The organism is Synechococcus sp. UW86 (assembly GCF_900474085.1).
Classification (GTDB): domain Bacteria; phylum Cyanobacteriota; class Cyanobacteriia; order PCC-6307; family Cyanobiaceae; genus Parasynechococcus.
Genome location: NZ_UCNU01000015.1, coordinates 111,924 through 134,299, shown reverse-complemented (window position 1 = coordinate 134,299; position 22,376 = coordinate 111,924). Strand labels below are relative to the sequence as shown.

27 protein-coding genes and 1 tRNA gene are annotated in these 22,376 nt (G+C 62.5%); 14 read left to right on the top strand and 14 right to left on the bottom strand.

From position 1 onward, the window contains the following. Window positions 1–17: 17 nt before the first annotated feature. Window positions 18–1,343, top strand: coding sequence for an aminopeptidase P N-terminal domain-containing protein (locus DXY04_RS07995; protein WP_115161664.1), 1,326 nt, complete (start codon window positions 18–20; stop codon window positions 1,341–1,343). A gap of 41 nt (window positions 1,344–1,384) precedes the next feature. On the opposite strand, the gene DXY04_RS07990 is transcribed toward DXY04_RS07995, so the two are convergent. Then, complete coding sequence (locus tag DXY04_RS07990) at window positions 1,385–2,107, bottom strand: HAD-IA family hydrolase (RefSeq protein ID WP_244278624.1); 723 nt, start codon at window positions 2,105–2,107, stop codon at window positions 1,385–1,387. Window positions 2,108–2,209: 102 nt separating this feature from the next. Here DXY04_RS07990 and DXY04_RS07985 point away from each other — a divergent pair, with 102 nt between their 5' ends. Further along, window positions 2,210–2,725: a 30S ribosomal protein PSRP-3 gene (locus DXY04_RS07985; RefSeq protein WP_115161662.1), complete on the top strand. Its 516-nt coding sequence runs from the start codon at window positions 2,210–2,212 to the stop codon at window positions 2,723–2,725. Between the two features lie 169 nt (window positions 2,726–2,894). Here the strand turns inward: DXY04_RS07985 and atpC are convergent, their stop codons facing one another. Together atpC and atpD are read right to left on the bottom strand one after the other, a co-directional pair. Next, window positions 2,895–3,305, bottom strand: coding sequence for an ATP synthase F1 subunit epsilon (gene atpC / locus DXY04_RS07980; RefSeq protein WP_115161661.1), 411 nt, complete (start codon window positions 3,303–3,305; stop codon window positions 2,895–2,897). A 74-nt stretch (window positions 3,306–3,379) separates the two neighbouring features. Next, entirely contained in the window at window positions 3,380–4,843 is a 1,464-nt protein-coding gene (gene atpD / locus DXY04_RS07975; protein ID WP_115010090.1) for a F0F1 ATP synthase subunit beta, read from the bottom strand. 224 nt (window positions 4,844–5,067) lie between these two features. On the opposite strand from atpD, the gene groES reads away from it, so the two are divergent. From groES to DXY04_RS07960, 3 genes are all read left to right on the top strand, one after another. After that, on the top strand, window positions 5,068–5,379 hold the full coding sequence (groES, locus tag DXY04_RS07970) for a co-chaperone GroES (protein WP_006850452.1): 312 nt from the start codon (window positions 5,068–5,070) through the stop codon (window positions 5,377–5,379). Between the two features lie 77 nt (window positions 5,380–5,456). Further along, on the top strand, window positions 5,457–7,091 hold the full coding sequence (gene groL, locus DXY04_RS07965; RefSeq protein WP_006851861.1) for a chaperonin GroEL: 1,635 nt from the start codon (window positions 5,457–5,459) through the stop codon (window positions 7,089–7,091). 155 nt (window positions 7,092–7,246) lie between these two features. Beyond that, window positions 7,247–7,666, top strand: a complete 420-nt coding sequence (locus DXY04_RS07960) for a hypothetical protein (protein ID WP_244278627.1) — start codon at window positions 7,247–7,249, stop codon at window positions 7,664–7,666. Window positions 7,667–7,943: 277 nt separating this feature from the next. On the opposite strand, the gene secG is transcribed toward DXY04_RS07960, so the two are convergent. Continuing rightward, a complete protein-coding gene (gene secG, locus DXY04_RS07955) occupies window positions 7,944–8,174 on the bottom strand; it encodes a preprotein translocase subunit SecG (protein ID WP_006849683.1) in 231 nt (76 codons plus the stop codon). Next, the gene (gene gpmI, locus DXY04_RS07950) at window positions 8,174–9,811 is read right to left on the bottom strand and encodes a 2,3-bisphosphoglycerate-independent phosphoglycerate mutase (protein ID WP_115161659.1); all 1,638 of its coding nucleotides are present in this window, start codon (window positions 9,809–9,811) and stop codon (window positions 8,174–8,176) included. Before gpmI ends, secG begins: the two co-directional genes overlap by 1 nt. A gap of 108 nt (window positions 9,812–9,919) precedes the next feature. Between gpmI and pyrR the strand changes: the two genes are divergently transcribed. After that, complete coding sequence (gene pyrR / locus DXY04_RS07945) at window positions 9,920–10,471, top strand: bifunctional pyr operon transcriptional regulator/uracil phosphoribosyltransferase PyrR (RefSeq protein WP_115161658.1); 552 nt, start codon at window positions 9,920–9,922, stop codon at window positions 10,469–10,471. On the opposite strand, the gene DXY04_RS07940 is transcribed toward pyrR, so the two are convergent. The 3 genes from DXY04_RS07940 to DXY04_RS07930 all read right to left on the bottom strand — a co-directional run bounded on the left by DXY04_RS07940 (window position 10,455) and on the right by DXY04_RS07930 (window position 13,228). Further along, complete coding sequence (locus DXY04_RS07940; RefSeq protein ID WP_115161657.1) at window positions 10,455–10,676, bottom strand: ferredoxin-thioredoxin reductase variable chain; 222 nt, start codon at window positions 10,674–10,676, stop codon at window positions 10,455–10,457. The two genes, pyrR and DXY04_RS07940, sit on opposite strands and share 17 nt — an antisense overlap. Before the next feature lie 30 nt (window positions 10,677–10,706). Then, window positions 10,707–11,552: a hypothetical protein gene (locus DXY04_RS07935; protein ID WP_115161656.1), complete on the bottom strand. Its 846-nt coding sequence runs from the start codon at window positions 11,550–11,552 to the stop codon at window positions 10,707–10,709. Between the two features lie 101 nt (window positions 11,553–11,653). Continuing rightward, on the bottom strand, window positions 11,654–13,228 hold the full coding sequence (locus DXY04_RS07930) for an Hsp70 family protein (protein ID WP_115161655.1): 1,575 nt from the start codon (window positions 13,226–13,228) through the stop codon (window positions 11,654–11,656). A 62-nt stretch (window positions 13,229–13,290) separates the two neighbouring features. Here DXY04_RS07930 and DXY04_RS07925 point away from each other — a divergent pair, with 62 nt between their 5' ends. The 4 genes from DXY04_RS07925 to DXY04_RS07910 all read left to right on the top strand — a co-directional run bounded on the left by DXY04_RS07925 (window position 13,291) and on the right by DXY04_RS07910 (window position 14,786). Then, complete coding sequence (locus DXY04_RS07925; RefSeq protein WP_114989486.1) at window positions 13,291–13,575, top strand: hypothetical protein; 285 nt, start codon at window positions 13,291–13,293, stop codon at window positions 13,573–13,575. A 42-nt stretch (window positions 13,576–13,617) separates the two neighbouring features. Further along, window positions 13,618–13,845 (top strand): DNA-directed RNA polymerase subunit omega, encoded by a 228-nt coding sequence (locus DXY04_RS07920; protein ID WP_025362489.1) that lies wholly within the window; start codon window positions 13,618–13,620, stop codon window positions 13,843–13,845. A 10-nt stretch (window positions 13,846–13,855) separates the two neighbouring features. Further along, window positions 13,856–14,227, top strand: coding sequence for a DUF1818 family protein (locus DXY04_RS07915; protein ID WP_115131815.1), 372 nt, complete (start codon window positions 13,856–13,858; stop codon window positions 14,225–14,227). Window positions 14,228–14,540: 313 nt separating this feature from the next. Beyond that, on the top strand, window positions 14,541–14,786 hold the full coding sequence (locus tag DXY04_RS07910; protein WP_006851681.1) for a DUF2811 domain-containing protein: 246 nt from the start codon (window positions 14,541–14,543) through the stop codon (window positions 14,784–14,786). Here DXY04_RS07910 and DXY04_RS07905 read toward each other — a convergent pair. From DXY04_RS07905 to DXY04_RS07880, 6 genes are all read right to left on the bottom strand, one after another. Further along, window positions 14,738–15,466 carry a hypothetical protein gene (locus tag DXY04_RS07905; protein ID WP_170951369.1) on the bottom strand — a complete coding sequence of 243 codons (729 nt, stop codon included), beginning with the start codon at window positions 15,464–15,466 and terminating at the stop codon, window positions 14,738–14,740. The genes DXY04_RS07910 and DXY04_RS07905 overlap by 49 nt on opposite strands. Beyond that, on the bottom strand, window positions 15,450–15,896 hold the full coding sequence (locus DXY04_RS07900) for an EVE domain-containing protein (RefSeq protein WP_115161699.1): 447 nt from the start codon (window positions 15,894–15,896) through the stop codon (window positions 15,450–15,452). Before DXY04_RS07900 ends, DXY04_RS07905 begins: the two co-directional genes overlap by 17 nt. Window positions 15,897–15,981: 85 nt before the next feature. Next, window positions 15,982–17,367, bottom strand: coding sequence for a UDP-N-acetylmuramoyl-L-alanine--D-glutamate ligase (gene murD / locus DXY04_RS07895; RefSeq protein ID WP_115161653.1), 1,386 nt, complete (start codon window positions 17,365–17,367; stop codon window positions 15,982–15,984). Window positions 17,368–17,409: 42 nt separating this feature from the next. Beyond that, a tRNA-Val gene (locus tag DXY04_RS07890) sits at window positions 17,410–17,481 on the bottom strand. A gap of 73 nt (window positions 17,482–17,554) precedes the next feature. Next, entirely contained in the window at window positions 17,555–18,331 is a 777-nt protein-coding gene (locus DXY04_RS07885; protein WP_170951368.1) for a photosystem II S4 domain protein, read from the bottom strand. Continuing rightward, window positions 18,331–18,831: a hypothetical protein gene (locus DXY04_RS07880; RefSeq protein ID WP_114989480.1), complete on the bottom strand. Its 501-nt coding sequence runs from the start codon at window positions 18,829–18,831 to the stop codon at window positions 18,331–18,333. The genes DXY04_RS07885 and DXY04_RS07880 overlap by 1 nt, the downstream gene beginning before the upstream one ends. Before the next feature lie 106 nt (window positions 18,832–18,937). Between DXY04_RS07880 and serA the strand changes: the two genes are divergently transcribed. The 4 genes from serA (at window position 18,938) to DXY04_RS07860 (ending at window position 22,352) form a co-directional block, all read left to right on the top strand. Beyond that, complete coding sequence (gene serA, locus DXY04_RS07875; RefSeq protein WP_115161651.1) at window positions 18,938–20,524, top strand: phosphoglycerate dehydrogenase; 1,587 nt, start codon at window positions 18,938–18,940, stop codon at window positions 20,522–20,524. Next, window positions 20,524–21,411: a 50S ribosomal protein L11 methyltransferase gene (gene prmA, locus DXY04_RS07870; protein ID WP_115161650.1), complete on the top strand. Its 888-nt coding sequence runs from the start codon at window positions 20,524–20,526 to the stop codon at window positions 21,409–21,411. The genes serA and prmA overlap by 1 nt, the downstream gene beginning before the upstream one ends. Before the next feature lie 155 nt (window positions 21,412–21,566). After that, window positions 21,567–21,866, top strand: coding sequence for a ferredoxin (locus DXY04_RS07865; RefSeq protein WP_006043345.1), 300 nt, complete (start codon window positions 21,567–21,569; stop codon window positions 21,864–21,866). Window positions 21,867–21,965: 99 nt separating this feature from the next. Further along, window positions 21,966–22,352: a hypothetical protein gene (locus tag DXY04_RS07860; RefSeq protein ID WP_115161698.1), complete on the top strand. Its 387-nt coding sequence runs from the start codon at window positions 21,966–21,968 to the stop codon at window positions 22,350–22,352. Window positions 22,353–22,376: the final 24 nt, after the last annotated feature.

The window sequence follows — 22,376 nt, the reverse complement described above, 5'->3', positions numbered from 1 at the left end:
CTGAACGCTCTGCTGCTGTGAACGGTTTCGACTCCGGCATCCACGCGCGCCGTCGCGCCCTGTTCATGGAGCAACTCGGCGCTGCCGCCGCGGTGATTCCGGCCGCGGCATTGGCGACCCATCACGCCGACTGCGAATGGCCCTTCCGGCAGGACAGCGATTTCTTTTATCTCACCGGTTTTGATGAACCGGATGCGGTGGCTCTGCTGCTGCCGCATCGACCGGAAGGGGAGCGCTACGTGCTGTTTGTGCAGCCCAAGGACCCGGCGGCTGAGGTGTGGACCGGCTTCCGCTGGGGCACCGAAGGCGCGGTTGAGCGCTATGGGGCGGACCTGGCCCATCCGCTGGATCAGTTGAGCGAAAAACTGCCCGAGTACCTCGCCGGTGCCGAAGCCATCGCCTTCCGGGTGGGCCGCCATACATCGGTGGAATCGATGGTGCTTTCGGCCTGGGGGCGGCAACTGGACACCTATGCCCGCACGGGGACGGCGGCCCTGGGCCTGGTGGCACCAACGCCGATCCTGCATCGCCTGCGGCTGCGCAAGGAGCCCCATGAGTTGGAGCGTTTGCGGGAGGCCTGCCGCATCTCCTCAGAAGCCCACGAGCTGGCCCGATCGATGACCCGTCCGGGCATGAACGAAGCCGAGGTGCAGGCGGCGATGGAGGCCCACTTCCGCAGCAACGGGGCCCGCGGTCCGGCCTACGGATCCATCGTCGCTGGTGGTGATAACGCCTGCGTGCTGCATTACACCGCCAATACGGCCCCGCTGCAGGACGGTGACCTGCTGCTGATCGATGCCGGTTGTTCGCTGGAGGATTACTACAACGGCGACATCACCCGCACCTTCCCGGTGAATGGCCGCTTCACGGCGGAACAGCGGGAGCTCTACAGCTTGGTGCTGGAGGCTCAGGAAGCTGCAGTTGCCGTTGTGGCTCCCGGCGGCACGGCGGAGGCGGTGCACGACACCGCTCTGCGAATTCTGGTGGAGGGCCTGGTGGACCTGGGCCTGCTGATCGGGGATGTGGACGGCATCATCGAGCGAGGTGACTACCGCCACCTGTACATGCACCGCACCGGCCATTGGCTTGGTCTGGATGTGCATGACGTGGGGGCCTACAGGCTCGGTGAGCAACCTGCGCCGCTGGAGCCAGGCATGGTGCTCACCGTTGAGCCCGGTCTTTACGTCAGCGATCGCCTCAGCGTGCCGGAAGGACAGCCAGAGATTGACGATCGCTGGAAAGGCATCGGCATCCGCATCGAAGACGACGTTGCCGTCACCGAGACCGGCCATGAGGTGCTCACTGCCGGCGCCCTAAAGAGCGTTGCTGCAATGGAGCGCTGATCGCCTCGATCAGCGGGGAGTTTCGCGGACCGCAGTTGCCCTTATCCCGCAGCTCCTTCCCACTGCAAGACCGCTTCAGTGGTCGTCAGCACTTGATCGGCGCCCGCCTCCCGCAGCCGTTGCTCATAGATGTCGCGCGCCGCAGCCTGCTCTGGGGTTTGCAGGTGAGGCGGTGCCACCGCCAGGCTTACGAATCGTTGTTCCGGCCAGCGTTCCCGGGCCTGGATCACGGTGTGCACATCGGCCACGGTGTCGCCGAGATAGGCCACCTGAACTCCCTCGGCACTGGCCCCCAGTGCTTTGGCCAGGCGGATCAAGCCTGTGGGGTCCGGTTTGTCGGGGGCATCTCCCATCGCGATCAGGGGCGGGTCCTGGAGCCCCAGGCGCTGCTGAAGCACGAAGCGGGCTGAGGGTGGTTCCGCTCCACTCACAAATCCCCAGCGCAACTTGCGCTTCGACAGCGTGGCGAAAAAGCTGGCGTCCACCAGAAGAGGCTCATCACCGATGAAGCCCGTCCATTGGCTGGGGTCTCCGTCCGGATCTCCGCCGAAGTAGAAGCCGCTGAACACATCGATCAGCGCGGCGCGATCCGGCAGCTCAGCACCATGGCGCCGCAGCAGTTCAAGGCTGGCGTCCCAGTCGTTGTTCCAGGCTCCTTCAGCCTTCAACGCATCGATGACATCAGCGCCGGGCTGCCAACCGCAGTAGTGCTGCACAGTGCATTGAAGGGCCCGCCGATAGCTGCCCGCGACATCGCGGATCACACCATCGATGTCGAACAGCAGGATGGTTGGGGATCCCAGAACGTCTCATGGGGAGCGGCTGGTAGGTTAGTTGTTTGTACTTCTGTCTTGAGCGCTGACACCATGACGGTCACCGAAGGCGCTGCCCCTACCGACCAGGAGGTCGCGACTCCGTCCGCCGACGCGGCTGAAGGCGCCACCCAGGCAGCTGAAACCACTGAAAAGCCTGCAGCCAGCGAAGCTGAAGGCCGTCCTGTGCTGAAGGGCGCCGCCGCGGCTCTGGCCACGGCCACCATCGATGCTGATGGTGTTCCTTCCGGTTACACCCCCAAGGCCGATGAGGGCCGCTTCCTGCTGAAGATCCTCTGGCTTCCCGACAACGTGGCCCTTGCAGTTGATCAAATCGTTGGCGGTGGCCCCAGCCCCCTCACCTCCTACTTCTTCTGGCCCCGTGAGGATGCCTGGGAAAGCCTCAAGACCGAGCTGGAAGGCAAGAGCTGGATCACCGACAACGAGCGGGTTGAAGTGCTCAACCAGGCCACTGAGGTGATCAACTATTGGCAGGAAGAGGGCAAAGGCAAGAGCCTCGACGAGGCCAAGTCCAAGTTCCCCGACGTCACCTTCTGCGGTACCGCCTGATTCCGCTTTTCAATTTGATGATGCAAACCTGCCTTCGGGCAGGTTTTTTTATGCCTTCCAGTGGCTTGGTTGGTGTTGGGATGATGAACGGACAAACCACACCACGAAAAAGGCCAGGGGCGGTAACCCCTGGCCTTTGGCGACGTCATCCTTGAAACAGGGGGATGAATCAGTCGGCGGTTTTGCTGGCCTGAAGGCGAGCGCGGGCTTCATTCAGCTGTTGCTGCGCCTTGAGTTTTTCCGGCGAAGCGGGTTGGCCTTCCATGCCAGCCACCACGGTGGAGGCCTTCTGGAAAGCGGCTTCGGCGGTGGCGGAATCGATGGAGCTGCCAAGTTCGGCCTTGTTCACCAAAACGGTGACTTCATCAGCATCCACTTCGGCGAAACCACCCATCAGAGCGATGGAGTTCCATGCACCGTTGGCACGCACCCGCAGCACACCGATGTCGATGGCGGTGAGCAGGGAGATGTGGCCGGGCAGGATGCCGAGTTGACCGGTGGTACTGGGCAGGATCACCTCGTCGGCGCTGCCATCAAAGACGTTCTGGTCTGTTGCCAGCACGCGGAGGGTGAGGGACATGAACCTTGGTTCGAAAAGAGAACGGACTGTCGAGAAACACGTGATCGGGGGTGTGATTCACACCCCCACAGGGATCACTTGGTTTCGGCGGCGATCTTCTCGGCCTTGGCTTTCACTTCCTCGATGTTGCCCACCAGGTAGAAGGCGGCTTCGGGGAGGCTGTCCAGCTCACCGGAAAGGATCTGGTTGAAACCAGCGATGGTCTCCTCCAGCTTCACGTACTTGCCGGGCATGCCGGTGAAGATTTCAGCCACGAAGAAAGGCTGGGAGAGGAACTTCTCCACCTTGCGGGCACGGTCCACGGTGCGACGGTCGTCTTCCGACAGTTCGTCGAGACCAAGAATCGCGATGATGTCCTGCAGTTCCTTGTAGCGCTGCAGGGTGGACTGCACGGCGCGGGCGGTGCGGTAGTGCTCGTCACCCACCACAGCTGGCTGGAGCATGGTGCTGGTGGAATCCAGAGGATCCACAGCGGGGTAGATGCCCTTGGAAGCCAGGGCACGGTTCAGCACCGTGGTGGCGTCGAGGTGGGCAAAGGTGGTGGCCGGTGCGGGGTCGGTCAGGTCGTCAGCAGGCACGTAAACGGCCTGGATCGAGGTGATCGAACCTTCAACGGTGGATGCAACACGCTCCTGCAGGGCACCCACGTCGGTGCCCAGGGTGGGCTGGTAACCCACAGCGGAAGGCATGCGACCCAGCAGTGCGGACACCTCGGAGCCGGCCTGCACGAAGCGGAAGATGTTGTCCACGAACAGCAGCACGTCCTGCTTGTTCACGTCGCGGAAGTGCTCAGCCATGGTCAGAGCGGAGAGGCCCACGCGCATCCGGGCGCCGGGGGGCTCGTTCATCTGGCCGTAGCAGAGGGCGACCTTCGACTTGGAGAGGTCGTCGGCGTTGATCACGCCAGATTCCTTGAATTCCTCGTAGAGGTCGTTGCCCTCACGGGTGCGCTCACCCACACCACCGAACACAGACACACCGCCGTGCTCCTTGGCGATGTTGTTGATCAGCTCCTGAATCAGCACGGTCTTGCCCACGCCGGCGCCGCCGAACAGGCCGACCTTGCCGCCCTGGCGATAGGGAGCCAGGAGATCGATCACCTTGATGCCGGTCTCGAACACCTTGGGCTTGGTCTCAAGCTCGGTGATGTTGGGGGCATCCCGGTGGATGGGAGCGGTGGCCGTGGTGTTGACGGGGCCCTGCTCGTCGACGGGCTCGCCCAGCACGTTGAAGATGCGGCCGAGGGTGCCTTCACCAACGGGCACGGAGATCGGTGCACCGGTGTCAACGGCTTCCATGCCGCGCACCAGACCGTCGGTGCCACTCATGGCAACGGCACGAACTCGGTGATCACCCAAAAGCTGTTGAACCTCAGCGGTCAGAGCGACGTCGTCACCTGCGGGGTTTTTCCCCTCGATGCGCAGGGCGTTATAGATCTTGGGCAGTTTCCCGGCGGGAAATTCAACGTCCAGAACCGGGCCGATCACCTGACGGATCACACCCTTGGTGCCAGCAGATGCAGGAGCAGAAGCGACCATAGGAAGGAGAGTTGCGGGAACAGGCGCTGCGCGCTCGGACCCATTCAGAGCGGCGCAACCATACCACCGCTGTGGTTGCACCCCCCCACGGTTCGGTCACCCGCACAGCTTGGGGTATGGCCCGGGGGGTGGTCGCTTGCATACGTTGGCACTCATCGGCATCGAGTGCCAACTCGCGTCGATGCGTGGCGCATTGCGCCCTGTCCCTGCTCCTGCAAGTACCCATGGCTGCTGTTTCTCTCAGCGTCTCGACCGTTAAACCCCTCGGCGACCGCGTGTTCGTCAAGGTCTCTGAATCCGAAGAGAAGACTGCCGGCGGCATCCTTCTGCCTGACACCGCCAAAGAAAAGCCCCAGGTGGGTGAGGTGGTTCAGGTGGGCCCCGGCAAGCGCAACGACGACGGCAGCCGTCAGGCTCCCGAAGTTGGTGTGGGCGACAAGGTCCTCTACAGCAAGTACGCCGGCACCGACATCAAGCTCGGCAGCGATGAATACGTGCTGCTGTCCGAGAAGGACATCCTGGCTGTCGTCAACTGAGATCAGCCCCGCTGCATTGCGGCTTGAGTCTCAACTCAGCCTCCCTTAACCATCCTCTTCATTAGGAACCGCCTTCCATGGCAAAGCGCATCATCTACAACGAGAACGCCCGTCGCGCTCTCGAAAAAGGCATCGACATCCTCTGCGAAGCCGTTGCCGTGACCCTGGGTCCCAAGGGCCGCAACGTGGTGCTCGAGAAGAAGTTCGGTGCACCCCAGATCATCAATGACGGTGTCACCATCGCCAAGGAGATCGAGCTCGAAGACCACATCGAGAACACCGGTGTTGCTCTGATCCGTCAGGCCGCCTCCAAAACCAACGACGCCGCAGGTGACGGCACCACCACTGCCACCGTTCTGGCCCACGCCATGGTCAAGGCGGGTCTGCGCAACGTGGCTGCCGGTGCCAACGCCATCACCCTGAAGAAGGGCATCGACAAGGCTTCCGATTTCCTGGTCAGCAAGATCAAGGAAATGGCCAAGCCCATCGCTGACAGCAATGCCATCGCTCAGGTCGGCACCATCTCCGCCGGCAACGATGAAGAAGTCGGCAAGATGATTGCCGACGCCATGGACAAGGTTGGCAAGGAAGGTGTGATTTCCCTCGAAGAGGGCAAGTCCATGGAGACCGAACTCGAGGTCACCGAGGGCATGCGCTTCGATAAGGGCTACATCTCCCCTTATTTCGCCACCGACACCGAGCGGATGGAAGCCGTCCTCGACGAGCCCTACATCCTTCTCACCGACAAGAAGATCGGTCTGGTGCAGGATCTGGTGCCCGTGCTGGAGCAAATCGCCCGCACTGGCAAGCCTCTGCTGATCATTGCTGAGGACATCGAGAAGGAAGCCCTGGCCACTCTGGTGGTGAACCGTCTGCGCGGTGTGCTGAACGTGGCCGCTGTGAAGGCTCCTGGTTTTGGTGATCGCCGCAAGGCCATGTTGGAAGACATGGCTGTGCTGACCAACGGTCAGCTGATCACTGAAGATGCCGGTCTCAAGCTGGAGAACGCCAAGCTCGAGATGCTGGGCACCGCCCGTCGCATCACCATCAACAAGGACACCACCACCATCGTTGCCGAGGGCAACGAGGCGGCTGTCGGCGCCCGCTGCGAACAGATCAAGAAGCAGATGGACGAGACCGACTCCACCTATGACAAGGAGAAGCTGCAGGAACGCCTGGCCAAGCTGGCCGGTGGCGTGGCTGTGGTGAAGGTGGGTGCAGCCACCGAAACCGAGATGAAGGACAAGAAACTCCGTCTCGAGGACGCCATCAACGCCACCAAGGCGGCTGTTGAGGAAGGCATCGTTCCTGGCGGTGGCACCACCCTGGCTCACCTGGCTCCGGCCCTGGAGCAGTGGGCAGCCTCCAGCCTGTCCGGTGAGGAACTGATCGGCGCCAACATCGTGGCTGCTGCTCTTACCGCTCCGCTGATGCGCATCGCTGAAAACGCAGGTGCCAACGGCGCTGTTGTGGCTGAGAACGTCAAGGCTCGCGCTGGTGCCGAAGGCTTCAACGCTGCCTCCGGCGAGTACGTCGACATGCTGGCTGCCGGCATCGTCGATCCCGCCAAGGTGACCCGCTCCGGTTTGCAAAATGCCGCATCCATCGCTGGCATGGTGCTCACCACCGAGTGCATCGTGGCTGATCTGCCTGAGAAGAAGGAAGCAGCTCCTGCCGGCGGCGGCATGGGTGGCGGCGACTTCGACTACTGATCGACCTTCGGGTGGTCGGGAGACCACCCGATCACCCCAACTCAAGTCATGCCAAGAGGTCCTGCGGGGCCTCTTTTTTATGTTCGGATGCTGTCTTGTAAGAACTAGTTTTTACAAGACATGTGGCGCCTGGGGGCCGGCGTTGGTTGCCGGTCATGAAGGATTCGGGGTGCGGAGAGGTACCGGCTAACGTCTTGCTGTGTATCGATGTGTCGGGACAAATGCCCCAGCGCCCCGGAGCTTTCGCCGCCCAGTTCGCTCCAGAGACGCTGCAGCGTTTCAAAGCCCTTTGCCGACAACAAGACAAGGCTTACTCCAAGGTGTTGGAGCGTCTTGCCTTGTTGTACGTCGAAACGGATGGAGGCATTCTTTCCCGGGCCAGCACGGCTTCTGCTCCCTCAAAAGGCGTGCAAAAAAGGCAAGTTCAGGTTGAATCTTTGCAAAACAAGTTGTTGGAGGATTTGTTGAAGCGGGTTGAAATCCTTGAAAAGAAGGAAACAAAAACGTTGTACGAGCTTGATCGGGTCTACAAGGAAATTGCTTTTCTGAAATCAGGCTTGCAAAGCCCTGAGTAATGTTTCTGGAATCTGAAGTCTGACGGCTTAGGCTCAAGGCCGCTAGGGCTCTCATCCATTCAGGATGCCTGAAGAATCCTTGCTCTGTTGATCTTGCAATACCGCCTCAGTTGTGCCTCGGTTTTCTTGATTCGTGCTCTATGTGCTTTCTTGTGTAACTTCTGGTCGCAAAATTGATTGGAACAGATCTGCAAGTTGATGAGCAGCATTCCAGCCATCAGCCTGAAGCTGCCTTCAAAATATGTGTGCTGGAAATTGAGTTTGTGAGCTGGTTGGTTTAGTTCAACCAGCCAGCACTCAGGATCACAGCCAAGGACAAAAACAACGCCAGGCATGTCCATGTCAGACGGTTCAAAGTTGCTTCTGCGCTGCTGGCGCTGCTGAACATGGAGCTGCCGCTTGCCGCCAAGCCACCCATGCCATCACCTTTGGGGCTGTGCAGCAGCACCAAGACGATCAACAAAAGGCCGGTGCCGATCCAGCTCCAGGACAAAATTGAGGTGAGCATCAAACGGAAAGAGGGAGGCGAGCGGTCTTGGGGGTGGGGTCCATGTTGGACATGGGTGCAATCAGGCTTTGGCCAGTCATGGCCGCCGGTTGCGGAAGGTCAAGAATTTGCAGCAACGTCGGAGCGATATCGGCCAGCCCCCCGTTATCGCGCAACGTGATGGCGTTGCCATGGCCAGGCAGTTTGCGCCGTTCTCCTTCGATCAGAATCGCAGGCACAGGATTGGTGGTGTGGGCTGTCCAGGCTTGGCCATCCGGACCCTTCATCAATTCGGCATTGCCGTGATCAGCCGTGATCAGCATGGTTCCGCCTTGGCGTCCCACCGCATCCAACAACCGGCCAATGCAGGCATCCACGGTTTGGATGGCTTCCTTGGCGGCCTCCATCACACCGGTGTGCCCCACCATGTCGGGGTTGGCGTAGTTGATCACAATCAGCGAATAGTCCGCCTTCTCAATGGCAGAAATACAGCTGTCGGTGAGTTGCTCCGCCGACATCGCCGGTGAGAGGTCGTAGGTGGCGACCCTCGGCGATGGCACCAAGTGACGGTCTTCTCCCGCCAGTGGCTGTTCGATGCCACCGTTCATGAAGTACGTGACGTGGGGGTACTTCTCCGTTTCAGCGGTGCGGTACTGCTTCAGCCCGGCGTCTGCCACCACCTGCCCCAACAGTTGGTCGAGCGGCTCGGGGGGGAAGGCCACTTGAACGGGAAGGTCTTGTTCCACCTGGGTGAAGGTGACCACATCCAATTTCGGCGTGTGGCTGCGCTCGAAGCCCTCGAAATCGGGGAGGCAGAGCGCTTGCACGATCTGGCGGGCGCGATCGGGTCGGAAGTTGAACACCAGAACGCTGTCACCGTCTTTGATGACGCTGTTCTGAAGCCGTACCGGTTCGAGGAATTCATCGGTGATGTCCTCGGCATAACTCTCCGCCAGCACCTGCTCTGCCGTCCGGCTGTCGACGGCGATGTTGGGGTCGGTGTAGAGGTTGTATGCCTTTTCGATCCGCTCCCAGCGCTGGTCCCGGTCCATGGCCCAGTACCGGCCACAGAGGCTGGCGAGCTGGCCAACGCCGCTTCGGCTCAGGGCCGCTTCCACCTGGCTGATGTATCCCGGTGCGCTCTGGGTCGGTGTGTCGCGACCATCGGTGATGGCATGCACGGCGACATCAGAGATGCCGCTGTCCGCTGCCCACTGGATCAGTCCACAGAGATGGTCCACGTGGCTGTGGACGCCCCCATCGGAGCAGAGGCCGAGCAGGTGCAAGGTGCCGCCTCGACCTTGGGTGCGCTCTGCCAATTCCTTGAGTGCCTGCGTGTCGCCCAGTTGGTTGCTGCGCACCGTGTCGCTGATTCGCACCAACTCCTGGCGAATGATGCGGCCTGCTCCGATGGTGAGGTGGCCCACCTCAGAGTTGCCCATCTGTTGATCGGGGAGGCCCACATGGGAGCCACTGGCCTCAATCAAGGTGTGTGGATAGGCATGCCACAGGGCATCCATCACAGGAGTGCCGCCTTGCTGAATCGCGTTGTGCTCGCTTGCGTTCCTGTAACCCCAGCCATCAAGAATGGCGAGAACGACCGGTGCCACTGTCCCGGAGCGTCCTGAACCGTTGGTAGTGCTTTTCCCCACGTTCACCCGCGACCGACGGTTCTTAAGGACTCTTGCAGAATCAACTTAACGCCACGCCAGCCCTCAAGCTGCAGTTTCAGCCAATTCCCACACCCCGCAGCGCTCAAATCCTCCATGGCCGACCCTGAACGGATCGAAATTCTCTCGGAGCGTGAGCTTGGTCTAACGCTGTCGCGTTTGGCGTCGCAGGTGTTGGAGAGCGCCGAAGACAGCCGTCGGTTGATGCTGTTGGGGATCCCCACCCGCGGCGTTCAGTTGTCCAGGGTTTTGGCGCGGGAATTGGAGCGGTTGACAGGTCATGCCATCTCCCAGGGGGCCATTGATCCCACGTTCCATCGCGATGATCTGGAGCGCATCGGCACCCGTCTGCCCCAGCTCACGACTCTCCCCACCAGCATTGAGGACCGCCAGGTGATTCTGGTGGACGATGTGATCTTCACGGGGCGGACGGTGCGTGCCGCCCTGGAGGCCATGCAGAGCTGGGGGCGGCCGCAGCGGGTGATGTTGCTGGCCATGGTGGATCGAGGCCATCGGGAGCTTCCGATTCAGCCTGATTTCTGTGGTCGCGTTGTGCCGACCCGACGCAGCGAAAGCATCGAGCTCCGCCTCAGGGATGTTGATGGTGAGGAGGGGGTGTTCCTCAGCCGACTCAGCCGGCAGGCTTGAGTTCGTCGGCGCGGAAATGGGCCTTGTAGCGGCCGAAGGCAACGATCACAGGAAGCGTTGGGCTGATCACCCGACCCTTCCAATCATTGAGAACGTTCGCCACCTCTCCGGTCTGCCCTTTCATGTCAAAGGCTTTGCCCCGGTGTTCGGGATGGTTGAACACAACGACGGATGCCTCCACCGTCACGCTGTCGCCCGCCTGCATTGCACCTGAGTCATCCACGGGCTCATCTTGTCACGGGCTTGGGGACGAGCGTCGACAGAAACTTTCCGGTCCGTCCTCTTCGACGCGACCGCCAAGGTGGCTGCAGCCCATCGAAAAGGCCGTCCAGGGGTCCAGACCTTGGAGCAACTGATCCTCGACAGCGGCATCCAGCCGATCACCGCTGATGACGTCGGCACGCACCGCTGGGTGCTGTTGGTGTTGCTGAGCCTCATCGAGGGCCTGAATGGCACTCTCCACCTCTTGACGGGTGGCACTTGCCCGCTGCTGCCACCAGGGATGGTCGAGTTTGTTGAGGCTGTCCAAGGCCTCCCACCAGCGTTCTTGCTCCACCAGTTGAACCAGCCGACGCTGTTCCAATTGGTTGCGGTTCCAGATCTCCATCAGCGTTGCACTGAGTTGGCTGATGGAGCTGCGCGCGCTGCCTTTGAGGGGATCCAGCAACGCGAGTGCCTGCTGCAGGTCTCCCTCACGAAACAGAGCAATCGCCTGATCCATCAGAGCCTGGCGCCAGCGTTCGAGGGTCTTGCGATGGAGGGCAAGGTCGCCATGCCCCGATGCGACCAATTGTTGCTGCAGCGTGAGGGCAGCGATCGAATCGCCTTGGTCCCAGAGATGTTCGGCGTGCTTCTGGCGGCAGAGGGCCTGCTCCTCCGGTGCGCCCTCCCCCAACCAGCGCAGGGAGGCGAGTTGCTCACTGGTGCGGATGCAGGCCTCGTAGTCGTTGGTAGCGAGGGCGCTCTGCAGCCGCTTAGGCAGTTGTTGTTCCCACCAATAGGCACCTGTCGCAATCGCCAGCACCAATCCCAGGGTTCCAACACCCCAGAGCCGAAGCAGCAGTTGACGCGGTGCCGCCACGAAGGGTGGAGCTGAACGTTGGTTCTGTTTTATGGAGTGACGGCTCCCGTTCCAAGGGCCTGTGGACGGACGTCTTATCGGACGGTCTTTATGGGTCAGTCTTATCGGACAGCCCCCAGCGTTGGCCGGGACCACGTCCGACCTGAACGCAGATCGTTGATCTCCAGCTGAAGCTGCGCTTCTTGATCAATGCTCCAGCGCAGCCGCAGGCAGTCTTCGCCCTGCTCTCCGGCGGGATCCAGAGGCAGCACCAGCTCGGTGCCCGGCCAAGGCTGGTGGGAGACCTCCCCGGCGGTCTGCTCCTGCAGGGTCGGCAAACCATCGATGAAGACCACGCTGTGGCTCCCCTGGGGGATGGGCTCCCCCAGCACCAGCTCCAAGCTGCGTTGGCCGGTCCGGCTGGCGGCCAGCACCAGCTCGAGGGGGGCTGGGCTCGGCCACGGTTGACCGGCCACGAAGAGGGGATGCCAGCGGTGGCTGTTGCTGCGCTGATCCCAGAAACGGAGGGAAACGCCGTGTTGCAGCACATCCCGAATGGCGACCCCTGGCGTGAGTTGAAGTGCACCCAGGGCCACGGCCTCCACTGGTGGCGGGGTGAGCAAGGGCGCTGGCGCCGTGTGCTCGGAGAGCCACTGGCGCAGGAGGGGCAGCTGGGCACCGCCGCCGACGGCTACTACGCCCTCCAGATCTTCAAGGCTGCAGTTGTTGCGGCGACCGCCGGCGAGACAGGTCTCCAGCAATTGTTCGAGGGCGTCTGCGAAGCCGCGCTCCAGCAGAAGCGCGTTGAGTTCGCTGCGCGAAAGGCGGAGCACATGCTCCTGCTCATCCACCGCCAACTCCATCAGGGGCTCGCGTTCGGCCAAGGCGGTGTCGCTCAGCCGGCATTTGAGCCGTTCGGCGGCATTGAGCAGGGGGGTGCTGGCGGTTTGACCCGGGCAACAGCGGTCCACAATCCAGCGATCGATGTCACGGCCCCCGAGGCGCAGCCCTGCCTTGCCCAGAACCTTTGCTGTGCGCAGCATCTGGCGGCTGTTGTCCCCCAGGCTGCGCCCCCCCAGCCGCAGCAGTTGGGCGATCGGTGCGGCACGACCTTCTCCTCCCTCCAGAGCTACCAGGGCTAGATCAAGGGTGCTCCCGCCCAAGTCCACCACCAGCAGAGTGGAACCAGCGGGAAGCCCTGCACCCATGGCGGCTGCCGTGGGTTCATCCACCAGGGCGATCTCGGCCACCGGCAGCGTGGTGCAGGCCTGCAGCAACCAGCTGCGATACGCCCGATAGCACTCCACTGGGGCGGTCAGCACCAGCCGCTCCACCGGGAGATTGCTGGGGAGCCGGCCCCAGATCTGTTGAAGCAGCTGTTCTCCGGCCCAGCGGGCTGCTTCTTGTTCTGGGGCATCCGCTTGACCGATGTGGCCCTTGAAGTCGCGATGTAGACGTCTGTCCAGGGAGTCATTGAGGCCTGACTCGAGCACCTGCCGGCCAATCAGGGGGCATTGGGATGCCTCCCACACCAGGCTGGGAATTTCACCGGCCCGGCTGCAGATGGCGGGCAGGTTCAGCAGATCGGCCCTTGTGGAGGTCGGTCCCTGATAGGCCACCACCGTGGTGGTGCTGCCCAAATCGATGGCGAGTGTTCCGCCCCGTTGGTCTGAATGCTGAAGCTTTTCTTCGCCCACGCGATCTCTGACCGTGCTCAGGGCACGGTGAAGTCAGGATGAGACTAGGGGGACTGGCGGCGATGGATCGATTGCAACAGCTGATCTTCTCCTTCTACCGGGAAGATCCTGAACTGCAGGAGAGGCTGGAGCCGCTGCGGAGCTGTCGCATGCGTCGCAGCTGGGGCAGCATCCGCATCGAGTGCATCGATGATGCGCATCTCGAGGAATTGAGTGGTTTGGTCGCTGATCTGCGCTTGCCCCTGGCGGCTTTGGGGATGGGGCGCCAGATCGTGTTGCGGGTTCCAGGCTCCCGTCAGCGGGCTTACCCCATGCACGTGCCCTTTCACACCGATCAGCTGGCCTGAGACGGTCACCAATTAATCTGAGCTTGTTTGATCAAGAAGCCTGTGCTTTCGGCCGGAGTGGATTCCAAGGATCTCGCCAAGCGTGGCGAAAGCTTGATTCGTCAATCAAGTAACCGCTATCTGACGACGGTGCGGATCGCCTTCCGGGCCAAGCAGCGCCGCTTCGACGACTTCGACGGTCTGCTGGAGGAGTCCAGCGTCAAGCCGGTGCAACGGGCCATCGTGGAATTGAGCGACGAGCAAGACCAGCCCGATCTGCTGCCTGGTTGATCCATCGGCTGTGATTCAGCAGGAGGGGGACGGATGGCGGGTGTCGCACGACCCCTCCCGCGGCGAATTTTGCGTTCTTGTGGGGGGAGAGCGCTGGGCGTTTGAGTTGACCGAGCCGGAGTGGCGGGATCTGGTGGATCTTGTGGCAACCCTGGAGCAGCAGCACAGGGGTCTGGTTGACCAACTGATGCCCGAGGAATCGATCGAGCTGGAGCTGGATCGTGGCGTGTGGTGGGGATGCTTGAGCGGTGATCGCAGCCAATGGGAGTTGCGCATCCTGCTCACCCCGTTGGAGGGACGTGCGGCGCAGGGGGAGTGGCCGGCCCCAGCGGCGGCGGCGGCCGTAGCGGCCTTGAGAACGTTGTGGGACTCGCAGCATTGATTAATCCAGCTAATCGTTTTTGAGTCATTGATTTCCCCCGCCCTTTCCCTGTCGCTCTGCACAGTTTTTCCACAGGCCATGGGCCGTTAACGCCGCCCTGACGGGTTTCTGTGGAAATCCCCCGTTTGTCGTTGTTTTTGCTTGACGATGGCGGCGGGCTGCGCAGTTCCGTCTAGGCCGGCGCTTCGACCAGTGCAGGAGTGGCTTTCTGGCAGGGATCTCGTTTGGAGATTCGTGAGAATGGTCTCGTGTTGGGGGTTCTTGACGGCGGCGCCATGGTGTGGAGAACTGGTGTTCGTTTCGAAGAGAAAAGATGCCAGAAGGCCTTGAGCAAGCCGCGGCTGAGACCAGTGTTGTGAGTTTCCAATCGGAAGTGCCGCAGCCCCTACAGCAGGCCATGACCCAGTTCATCGAAGGACATCCGAACTGGGATCAGTACCGTTTGGTTCAGGCGGCGCTTGCCGGCTTCCTGGTGCAGAACGGCCAGGCATCGCGGGAGATCACCCGGGTTTACGTCGGAAATATGTTCCGCCGGGAATCTCTGATCAATGGGGTCTGAGGCCGGCAGCAGGCCATCAGCACCAGGGCGCTGAGGGGGAGGCTGAGCAGCAGCCCCAGGGTGGCCCCGATCAGCCCAAGAAGATTGAGGCCGAGCAGCATCCCCAGCAGCGCCAGCACCTTGAGCCCATTGCGGTGCACCAGCTGTCGGCTGTGGTCCATCGCCTGAAGAGCTCGGCAGCGCTCGTACACGAGCAGGGGCAGGGCAAGGGTTTGGCTGAACAGCCAGCTCAGCAGCACCACTCCCCCCAGCAGCACGCTCAGACCTGCCAAGGCCGTGCTCCAGCGTCCGAGCGCCCAGCTCAACGACTGAATCAATCCGACGCCCCCCAGCACCAGCACCAGCTCAAGCAGCACCAGGGTGAAGGCCTGGCGCAGCAGCTGTCTCCAGCTCTGTTGGGGGCGGTCGTCGCGTCGGTCGGGGAGCAGGCCATCCGTCAGTTGCAGCAGGCCCAGGAGAGGCAGCAGCGGAAGCACCAGGCTGATCAACACCGAGAGGTCCCCCAGCCGATTGAGCCATGGGGATCCCGCCAGGCGCAGGTCGTGGCCGATCACCGCAGGGCCGCTGGCACTGATCAACACCAGCGCCGCCAAGCCAACACAGCGCCAGGGCCCCCGGCTGAAGCCGATCCAGGCCCGTGGCAGCAGCGTGACCAGTGGGATTTCAGTGGAGCTGGCCAAGCCGTGAAAGGAGGTCGTTGGCGGTGTCGGTGGGGACCGGAAGGATCGAGAGCCTATTGCCGCGTTTGATCACGGGCAGCTGCTCTTCGCTGTACAGCTCCCGTAGTTGGTCGAGGCTTAGCAGAGCGTCGAATTGGCCAAGGAATCGCAGGCGTGCGCAGTCCCAGCGTGGTTTCTCGGGGCTTGATTTGGGGTCGTAGTACTTGGCCGTGGGATCAAATTGCGTGGGGTCCACCAGGCCGGTCTCCATCACTTCCATCAGCCCGATGATCCCGGGGGGCTTGCAATTGGAGTGATAAAAAAATGCTTGGTCTCCCACCTCCATGCTGCGCATGAAATTGCGGGCCTGGTAGTTGCGAATGCCATCCCAAAGTGTGCTGCCCTCGCGACGCAGGTCATCGATCCCGTACGCGTCGGGCTCGCTTTTCATCAACCAGAAGGCCACGTCACAAGGCTTGTTTCACACCATCATCGGACCGTTAGGCCCAGGTGCATCTAATTGCGTTCGTTTGGTCTCAGGCGACGTCCAGCAGGGGTTGGATCAGGGAGCGGAAGTGCTCCCCTCTGGCCTCAAAATCCGGGTACTGATCAAAGCTTGCGCAGGCCGGTGACAGCAGCAGCGACGAGGCCTGATGCCGCTGCACGGCCGTTGCAGCCAGGCTGACGGCGCTTTCGAGCTCCAGGCACTGCAGCAGTTCTCCTGGGTATCCAGCAGCTTTGGCGAGGCTGGCCAGCTCGTTGGCCCCCGCACCGAACAGGATCAGGCAGCAGGCCTTGGTGTGCAGCTGCTTCAGCCATCCACTGGCATCGCCCTGTTTGGTCTGCCCCCCGGCCAGCGCGACGACGGGCTCCTGCACGGCCCGCAAGCCAACCTCAGCTGCGTCGTAATTGGTGGCTTTGCTGTCGTTGAACACGCTGGCTCCCGCCAAAGTGCCCAGGTGTTCAAGGCGGTGCGGCACGCCCGGAAACGTGCGCAAGGCGTCGGCGATCTGCTGGGGGGAGAGGCCGACCTCCAAGGCAGCAGCGGTCACCAGCAACAGGTTTTGGCGGTTGTGGCGGCCCGGCATCGCCAGGGCATCAGCCGCAAACAAGCGGGTGGTGGTGTTGCGCACCATTCCCTCGTCATCAATCCAGAGGTCGGCGGGCTGGCCATCCGGACGAGCTCCCTCACTGCTCACCCAGGTGCCGCGGTCCCAGCTGCTGCGTTGCTGGCGTAGGTCTGGATCATCGGCATTGAAGAGGGCGTACTCCGAGCGTTCGAGCAGCCCACGTTTAATGGCCCGATAGGCCTCCAGGCTGCCGTGGCGCTCGAGATGGTCGGGGGTCAGCGTGGTCCAGATGCCGATCTTGGGGGCCACAGTGGGCGCCGCCTCAATCTGGTAGCTGCTTAGTTCCATGACGAGCCAATCCGGCCCGGGAACGGCACCTGAGGCGATCTGGTAGGCCAGTTCAGCCGCGGACTGGCCCATGTTCCCCCCCATCGGTGCCATGAGGCCTGAGGCCTCCAACACGTGGCTGAGCAGATGCGTGACCGTGGTTTTGCCGTTGGTTCCTGTGATCCCGATCCAGGGGATCTGCTGAAGGGCATCCCAGGCCAGATCCATCTCGCCGCGCACTTGGACGCCTTCGGATCGCAGCTCAACCAGAGTTGGATGATCCCAGGGGATGCCGGGGCCGATCACCACTGCGTCCAGGTTGTCGCGCCAGGCGTCAAAGCTCTCCAGGGTCAGGGGCTGCCCCAGCACCACCGGAATGCCCTCTTCGGCGAGGGTTTTCGAAGTGTGTTGGAGGGCCTCGTTATCGCCCCGTTCGAATACAACAACGTCGCGATTCTGCTTCTTGAGCAGACGCGCAGCCCCCAAACCTGAGCGACCCAACCCAACGACAATCGTGCATGTCATCGCGAGGTTTGAAGTTCGAAAACGCAGTCCCGACAGGGAAAGTGGGCGATACTGGATTTGAACCAGTGACTCCTACAATGTCAATGTAGTGCTCTACCCCTGAGCTAATCGCCCGACATCGATCAGTTTGAAATCTTGTGATTTCATCGACCGAGGCTGAACAGTAGCAGCTGGTGGGCAGCTCAACTCAACTGCGGCGCAGTTCAACGCGCCAGCGCTCCCGTTTGGTGCGCGTGAGCGAGCGCACCTCAACCGAGCCGCGATCCTGCAGCTGCAGCCGGTCGCCCACCACCAGTTCACGGCTGGCTTGACGCACGTTGCCCCAGTTGAGCCGAAGGCGCCCGGCTTTGACGTGGGTCACGATCTTGGCTCGGGATAGCCCGAATCCAGCCGATGCAATCGCATCCAGGCGACAGGAGGCCTCCACCGTCTGCAGGGTGCGGACGCTGCGTTGTACAGGCTGCTGCAACTGCTTCACAGGACGGGCTTCGCAGCGAATCTCCACCTCGCGCACGGCCCCCAGGCGGCCATGCAGGGCTTCGGCAGCACTGGGGGTGCAGACCCCTTGCCCGCCGCGATCGCCGCGCACCCAGAGATCGCCGATGTTGTCTGGGTCGACGCCCATGGCCTTCAACGCTTCGCGCAGATCCTCGGGAGAAAGGGGGTCGAAGAGGAAATTGCCTTCAATCAGCAGGCCTTGAACCGGGGCTACTGGATCAGGGCTGTCGTCGCGACGGTGGCAGAGCAGCCGTTGGCGTTCGGCGCCTGGATAGCCGCCATCACTGATCCAGGTCAATTCACTGAGGCTGCCCAGGCGAGCCAAGGCTTCCTCCCGCAGCGGTGCGCTGAGAAAGGGGCTCCAGGCCGGTTGCCAGGTGCGCAACACCTGCTCCGCGAGATCGACCAGCACCGTCAGCCCTTCCTGGTTCTGGGCCCCCGCCAGCAGCTCCTCCCGGGGCAGCATCACAGGTCGTCGAGGCGAACCACCTGCTGCGGCCGCGACTTTTGAATCACTTGCCAGGGGGCCTCGATGCCATTGGGTGTTTCCAGCAGCACCAGCCAGCGTCCTTCGTCGCGGCGGTTGCGCAGGATCCGCACGCCTGCATCGTTGTCTGAATCCACGCTGGCGGCTGCGGCGTAGCTCCCCATCAGGCCGGAGCCCATGCCCAGCAGTCCGCCGATCAGGGTTTCACCCCATGGGCCAAAGCTGGCGAAGGTGGTGAGGGTGGTGATCTTGGTGAAGGTGACCCCTGCCAGGAAACCGAAGGGCATCAGCCAGCGGGCCATGCCCCGTTGCCGCTGTTGGCGCGTGAGGTTTGGGTTCAGCAGGGCAACTTTGTCGATGGCATCTCCATCGGGGGGGATTGTTAGACACTTCAGCAGCGGCAGATCGGTATCCCGGAGCCGCTGGGTCAGGCCTTCCGCCGCGGGGGCATCGGCCATCACCATCACACAGACGGGCATGGGGCATTCAGATCCAATGCGCTGAATTCTGAACCCTGTGCATCGAACTGGAGGGGGTGGTGGATGTCGATCTCTACAGTTCACCGCGGCAGTTCTGCGCCTTTCGATGACGAAAGTTCTTGTCTCCGATCCGATCGACCAGGCCGGGATCGACATCCTTGGCCAAGTGGCGCAGGTGGATCAGCGCACCGGCCTCTCAGAGGAGGAGCTGATCGGGATCATCGGTGAGTACGACGGATTGATGATCCGGTCCGGCACCCAGGTGACCGCAGCGGTGATCGCGGCGGCGAGCCGGCTCAAGATCATCGGCCGTGCCGGCGTCGGCGTCGACAACGTTGATGTGCCTGCGGCCACCCAGCGGGGTGTGCTGGTGGTGAACTCGCCGGAGGGCAACACCATCGCTGCAGCGGAGCACGCTCTGGCGACGATGCTGACCCTCTCGCGGCACATTCCTCAGGCCCATGGCGGCATGCGGGCCGGCAAGTGGGACCGCAAGAAATACGTCGGCAACGAGCTCTACAAGAAGACTCTGGGGGTGGTCGGTCTCGGCAAGATCGGATCCCACGTCGCCCGGGTTGCCCAGGCCATGGGCATGGAGGTGATCGCCTACGACCCCTTCATTTCCGCTGACCGGGCTCAACGGATGCAGGTGAAGCTGCTGGAGCTGGATGAGCTGTTCCGCACCGCCGACTACGTCACCCTGCACATCCCCCGCACCAAGGACACCGAGAACTTGGTGAATGCGGAGCTGCTGCGCACGATGAAGCCCACGGCGCGGATCGTGAACTGCGCCCGCGGCGGCGTGGTGGATGAGGCGGCGATCGCTGAAGCCATCGACAACGGTGTGATCGCCGGTGCGGGCCTGGATGTGTACGCCAGTGAGCCCCTGGCGGAAGACTCCCCCCTGCGGGCGGTGGAGCGTGGTCTGGTGCTGACGCCCCACCTCGGTGCATCGACGGAAGAGGCCCAGGAGAATGTGGCGATCGATGTGGCGGAGCAGATCCGTGATGTGCTGCTGGGTCTGCCGGCCCGCAGTGCGGTCAACATTCCCGGCCTCAGCGCCGAGATCATGGAGCGGCTCAAGCCCCATCTCCAGCTCGCCGAGACGGTCGGTCTGCTCGTCAGTCAGCTGGCCGGCGGTCATGTGAAGGAGATGGAACTGCGCCTGCAAGGTGAATTCGCCAGCCATCCCTCCCAGCCTCTGGTGATTGCCGCTCTGAAGGGTCTGCTCAGCGCTGGTCTGGGTGACAGCATCAACTTCGTGAATGCCTCGCTCGAGGCCAAGGCCCGCGGCATTCAGGTGCTGGAGGTGAAGGATGAGAGCAGCCGCGACTTCGCCGGTGGCTCACTGCAAATCACCACCCGTGGCGATCAGCGCAGCCGCAGCGTCACCGGTGCCGTCTTTGCCGATGGCGATCTGCGCATCACCAGCATCGATGCCTTCCCGGTCAATGTGACCCCGAGCAGCCACATGTTGTTCACCCGACACCGGGACATGCCCGGAATCATTGGTCACCTGGGATCTCTGCTGGGCGAACACAACGTCAACATCGCCTCCATGCAGGTGGGCCGCAAGATCGTGCGCGGCGATGCGGTGATGGTGCTCAGCATCGATGATCCGATCCCAGCAGATCTGCTGCAGACGATCACGGCCATTGATGGCATCCAGGAAGCACACCCGGTCACGCTCTGATGTGGTGGCGTCTCACACTCCCGTGTCCTCCAGAACTGGAGGAATCGCTGGTGTGGAAACTGACGGATCTCGGGCTGCATCGCCATGCGGTGCAGCATGCGCCCGAAACGCCTGACTGCAAGACGCTGTTGGTCTGGCTCCCGAAGCCGGAGTGGCCGGAGCCGCAGCGGCGGGAGCTGGTCGCCAGCCTGCAGCCGTTGGCGGAGCCCTTTGGTCTCAGCCTGCCCGATGGGCACTGGGACGATGTGGCGGACGAGGATTGGAGCCTCAGCTGGAAACAGCACTGGCAGGCCGATCCCGTCGGTACGGGGCTGTTGATCCTGCCGGCCTGGCTGGAGGTTCCGCCGGAGCATGCCGACCGGCTGGTGATCAAGATGGACCCGGGCAGTGCCTTCGGCACTGGAAGCCACCCCACCACCCGGCTCTGCCTGGAAGCTTTGGAGCAGTCGCCTCCCGTGGGGTCGCTTGTGGCCGATCTGGGCTGCGGCAGCGGGGTGCTGGGCCTTGCTGCGCTCGGCTTGGGTGCGGAGTCGGTGGTGGCCGCTGACACCGATTCCCTGGCGGTGCGTGCCACGACGGATAACCGCGGCCTCAATGATCGATCGGAGGCTGAGCTTCAGGTGGCCCTCGGTTCAGTGGAGACCCTGAGCGAGCTGCTCTCCCCCCGCCGCGCCGATCTGCTGCTCTGCAACATCCTGGCTCCGGTGATTGAAGCCCTCTCCCCGGGGTTTGAGGGGCTGCTTCAGCCCGACGGGCGCGCTCTGCTCAGTGGTCTCCTCGTGGATCAGGCACCGCGCCTGAAGGAGGTCCTGGGGGGCTTGGGCTGGTTGGTCACCGCCGAGGCGGCACAGGGCCGCTGGGGGCTGCTGGAGATCCGCCGCCGCTAAGCCTGGCCCTATAAGCCAGGCTTATCAGAGAGGGGTCTCCGATTGGTCCTCCTCCCCAGTGGCCCCGGAATCGTCAGGTTGAGCACCTATTTGAAGTAAAAATGTGGCGTTCTGCAGGACCGGGTTTTCCGGAACCCTGTACGCATTCATCAATCATGGCTTCCTACAAGGTCACCCTGGTCTCCGAGAGCGAAGGTCTGAACAAGACCATCGAAGTGCCCGACGACCAGTACATCCTCGACGCTGCTGAAGAGCAGGGCATCGACCTCCCCTACTCCTGCCGAGCTGGCGCTTGTTCCACCTGCGCCGGCAAGATCACCGCTGGCACCGTCGACCAGTCCGACCAGAGCTTCCTGGACGACGACCAGATCGAAGCTGGTTTCGTGCTGACCTGCGTCGCTTACCCCACCAGCGACTGCACCATCAAGACCCACGCCGAAGAAGAGCTCTATTGAGCCTCTGTCCTTCAACTGGATGTGTCCTCAACCACCCCTTCGGGGGTGGTTTTTTTTGGTCTGGTCGTCTTCCATGCGTGTCCCTTGTCTTCTCCTGCCGTGAGCCGCCCCGAAGTCGACGATCTTCTGGAGCCCGGCAGCGTTCACACCAGCCCCGGCGGTCAGTACAGCTTCCGCGTCATCGGGCCCTGTTGCCGGTTGTTTGATCGCGAAGAACTGCCCTGGCCCTGCTGTCGTCTGGCCTGGCGCAGCAAGGAGCCGAGCTGGCGACGGATCGGACGGCGGTTTGTTCCCGACCTGGCGGCCAGGCGTTGCCCCTCCTACGCCGTGGAACTGCTGCAGCCAGGGGGCCGGCCCACACCCACCGTGCTGACCCTGTTCTCCGTTCGTTTCAGCCGGGATCTGCAGGAGTGGTGGTACAGCCGCCATCCCAACTCCATGGCCCCTGAGCAGGTGAGTCCCCAGCAAAAAGCCCCGACGACCTGAGGCCGCCGGGGACAGACAATTTTG

Excerpts from the sequence above, each read along its gene's own strand:
- DXY04_RS07985 (WP_115161662.1), top strand. The coding sequence starts at position 2,210 with ATGACGGTCACCGAAGGCGCTGCCCCTACCGACCAGGAGGTCGCGACT.
- atpC (WP_115161661.1), bottom strand. The coding sequence starts at position 3,305 with ATGTCCCTCACCCTCCGCGTGCTGGCAACAGACCAGAACGTCTTTGAT.
- atpD (WP_115010090.1), bottom strand. The coding sequence starts at position 4,843 with ATGGTCGCTTCTGCTCCTGCATCTGCTGGCACCAAGGGTGTGATCCGT.
- groES (WP_006850452.1), top strand. The coding sequence starts at position 5,068 with ATGGCTGCTGTTTCTCTCAGCGTCTCGACCGTTAAACCCCTCGGCGAC.
- groL (WP_006851861.1), top strand. The coding sequence starts at position 5,457 with ATGGCAAAGCGCATCATCTACAACGAGAACGCCCGTCGCGCTCTCGAA.
- DXY04_RS07960 (WP_244278627.1), top strand. The coding sequence starts at position 7,247 with ATGAAGGATTCGGGGTGCGGAGAGGTACCGGCTAACGTCTTGCTGTGT.
- secG (WP_006849683.1), bottom strand. The coding sequence starts at position 8,174 with ATGCTCACCTCAATTTTGTCCTGGAGCTGGATCGGCACCGGCCTTTTG.
- pyrR (WP_115161658.1), top strand. The coding sequence starts at position 9,920 with ATGGCCGACCCTGAACGGATCGAAATTCTCTCGGAGCGTGAGCTTGGT.
- DXY04_RS07940 (WP_115161657.1), bottom strand. The coding sequence starts at position 10,676 with ATGCAGGCGGGCGACAGCGTGACGGTGGAGGCATCCGTCGTTGTGTTC.
- DXY04_RS07925 (WP_114989486.1), top strand. The coding sequence starts at position 13,291 with ATGGATCGATTGCAACAGCTGATCTTCTCCTTCTACCGGGAAGATCCT.
- DXY04_RS07910 (WP_006851681.1), top strand. The coding sequence starts at position 14,541 with ATGCCAGAAGGCCTTGAGCAAGCCGCGGCTGAGACCAGTGTTGTGAGT.
- DXY04_RS07900 (WP_115161699.1), bottom strand. The coding sequence starts at position 15,896 with ATGAAAAGCGAGCCCGACGCGTACGGGATCGATGACCTGCGTCGCGAG.
- murD (WP_115161653.1), bottom strand. The coding sequence starts at position 17,367 with ATGACATGCACGATTGTCGTTGGGTTGGGTCGCTCAGGTTTGGGGGCT.
- DXY04_RS07885 (WP_170951368.1), bottom strand. The coding sequence starts at position 18,331 with ATGCTGCCCCGGGAGGAGCTGCTGGCGGGGGCCCAGAACCAGGAAGGG.
- DXY04_RS07880 (WP_114989480.1), bottom strand. The coding sequence starts at position 18,831 with ATGCCCGTCTGTGTGATGGTGATGGCCGATGCCCCCGCGGCGGAAGGC.
- serA (WP_115161651.1), top strand. The coding sequence starts at position 18,938 with ATGACGAAAGTTCTTGTCTCCGATCCGATCGACCAGGCCGGGATCGAC.
- prmA (WP_115161650.1), top strand. The coding sequence starts at position 20,524 with ATGTGGTGGCGTCTCACACTCCCGTGTCCTCCAGAACTGGAGGAATCG.
- DXY04_RS07865 (WP_006043345.1), top strand. The coding sequence starts at position 21,567 with ATGGCTTCCTACAAGGTCACCCTGGTCTCCGAGAGCGAAGGTCTGAAC.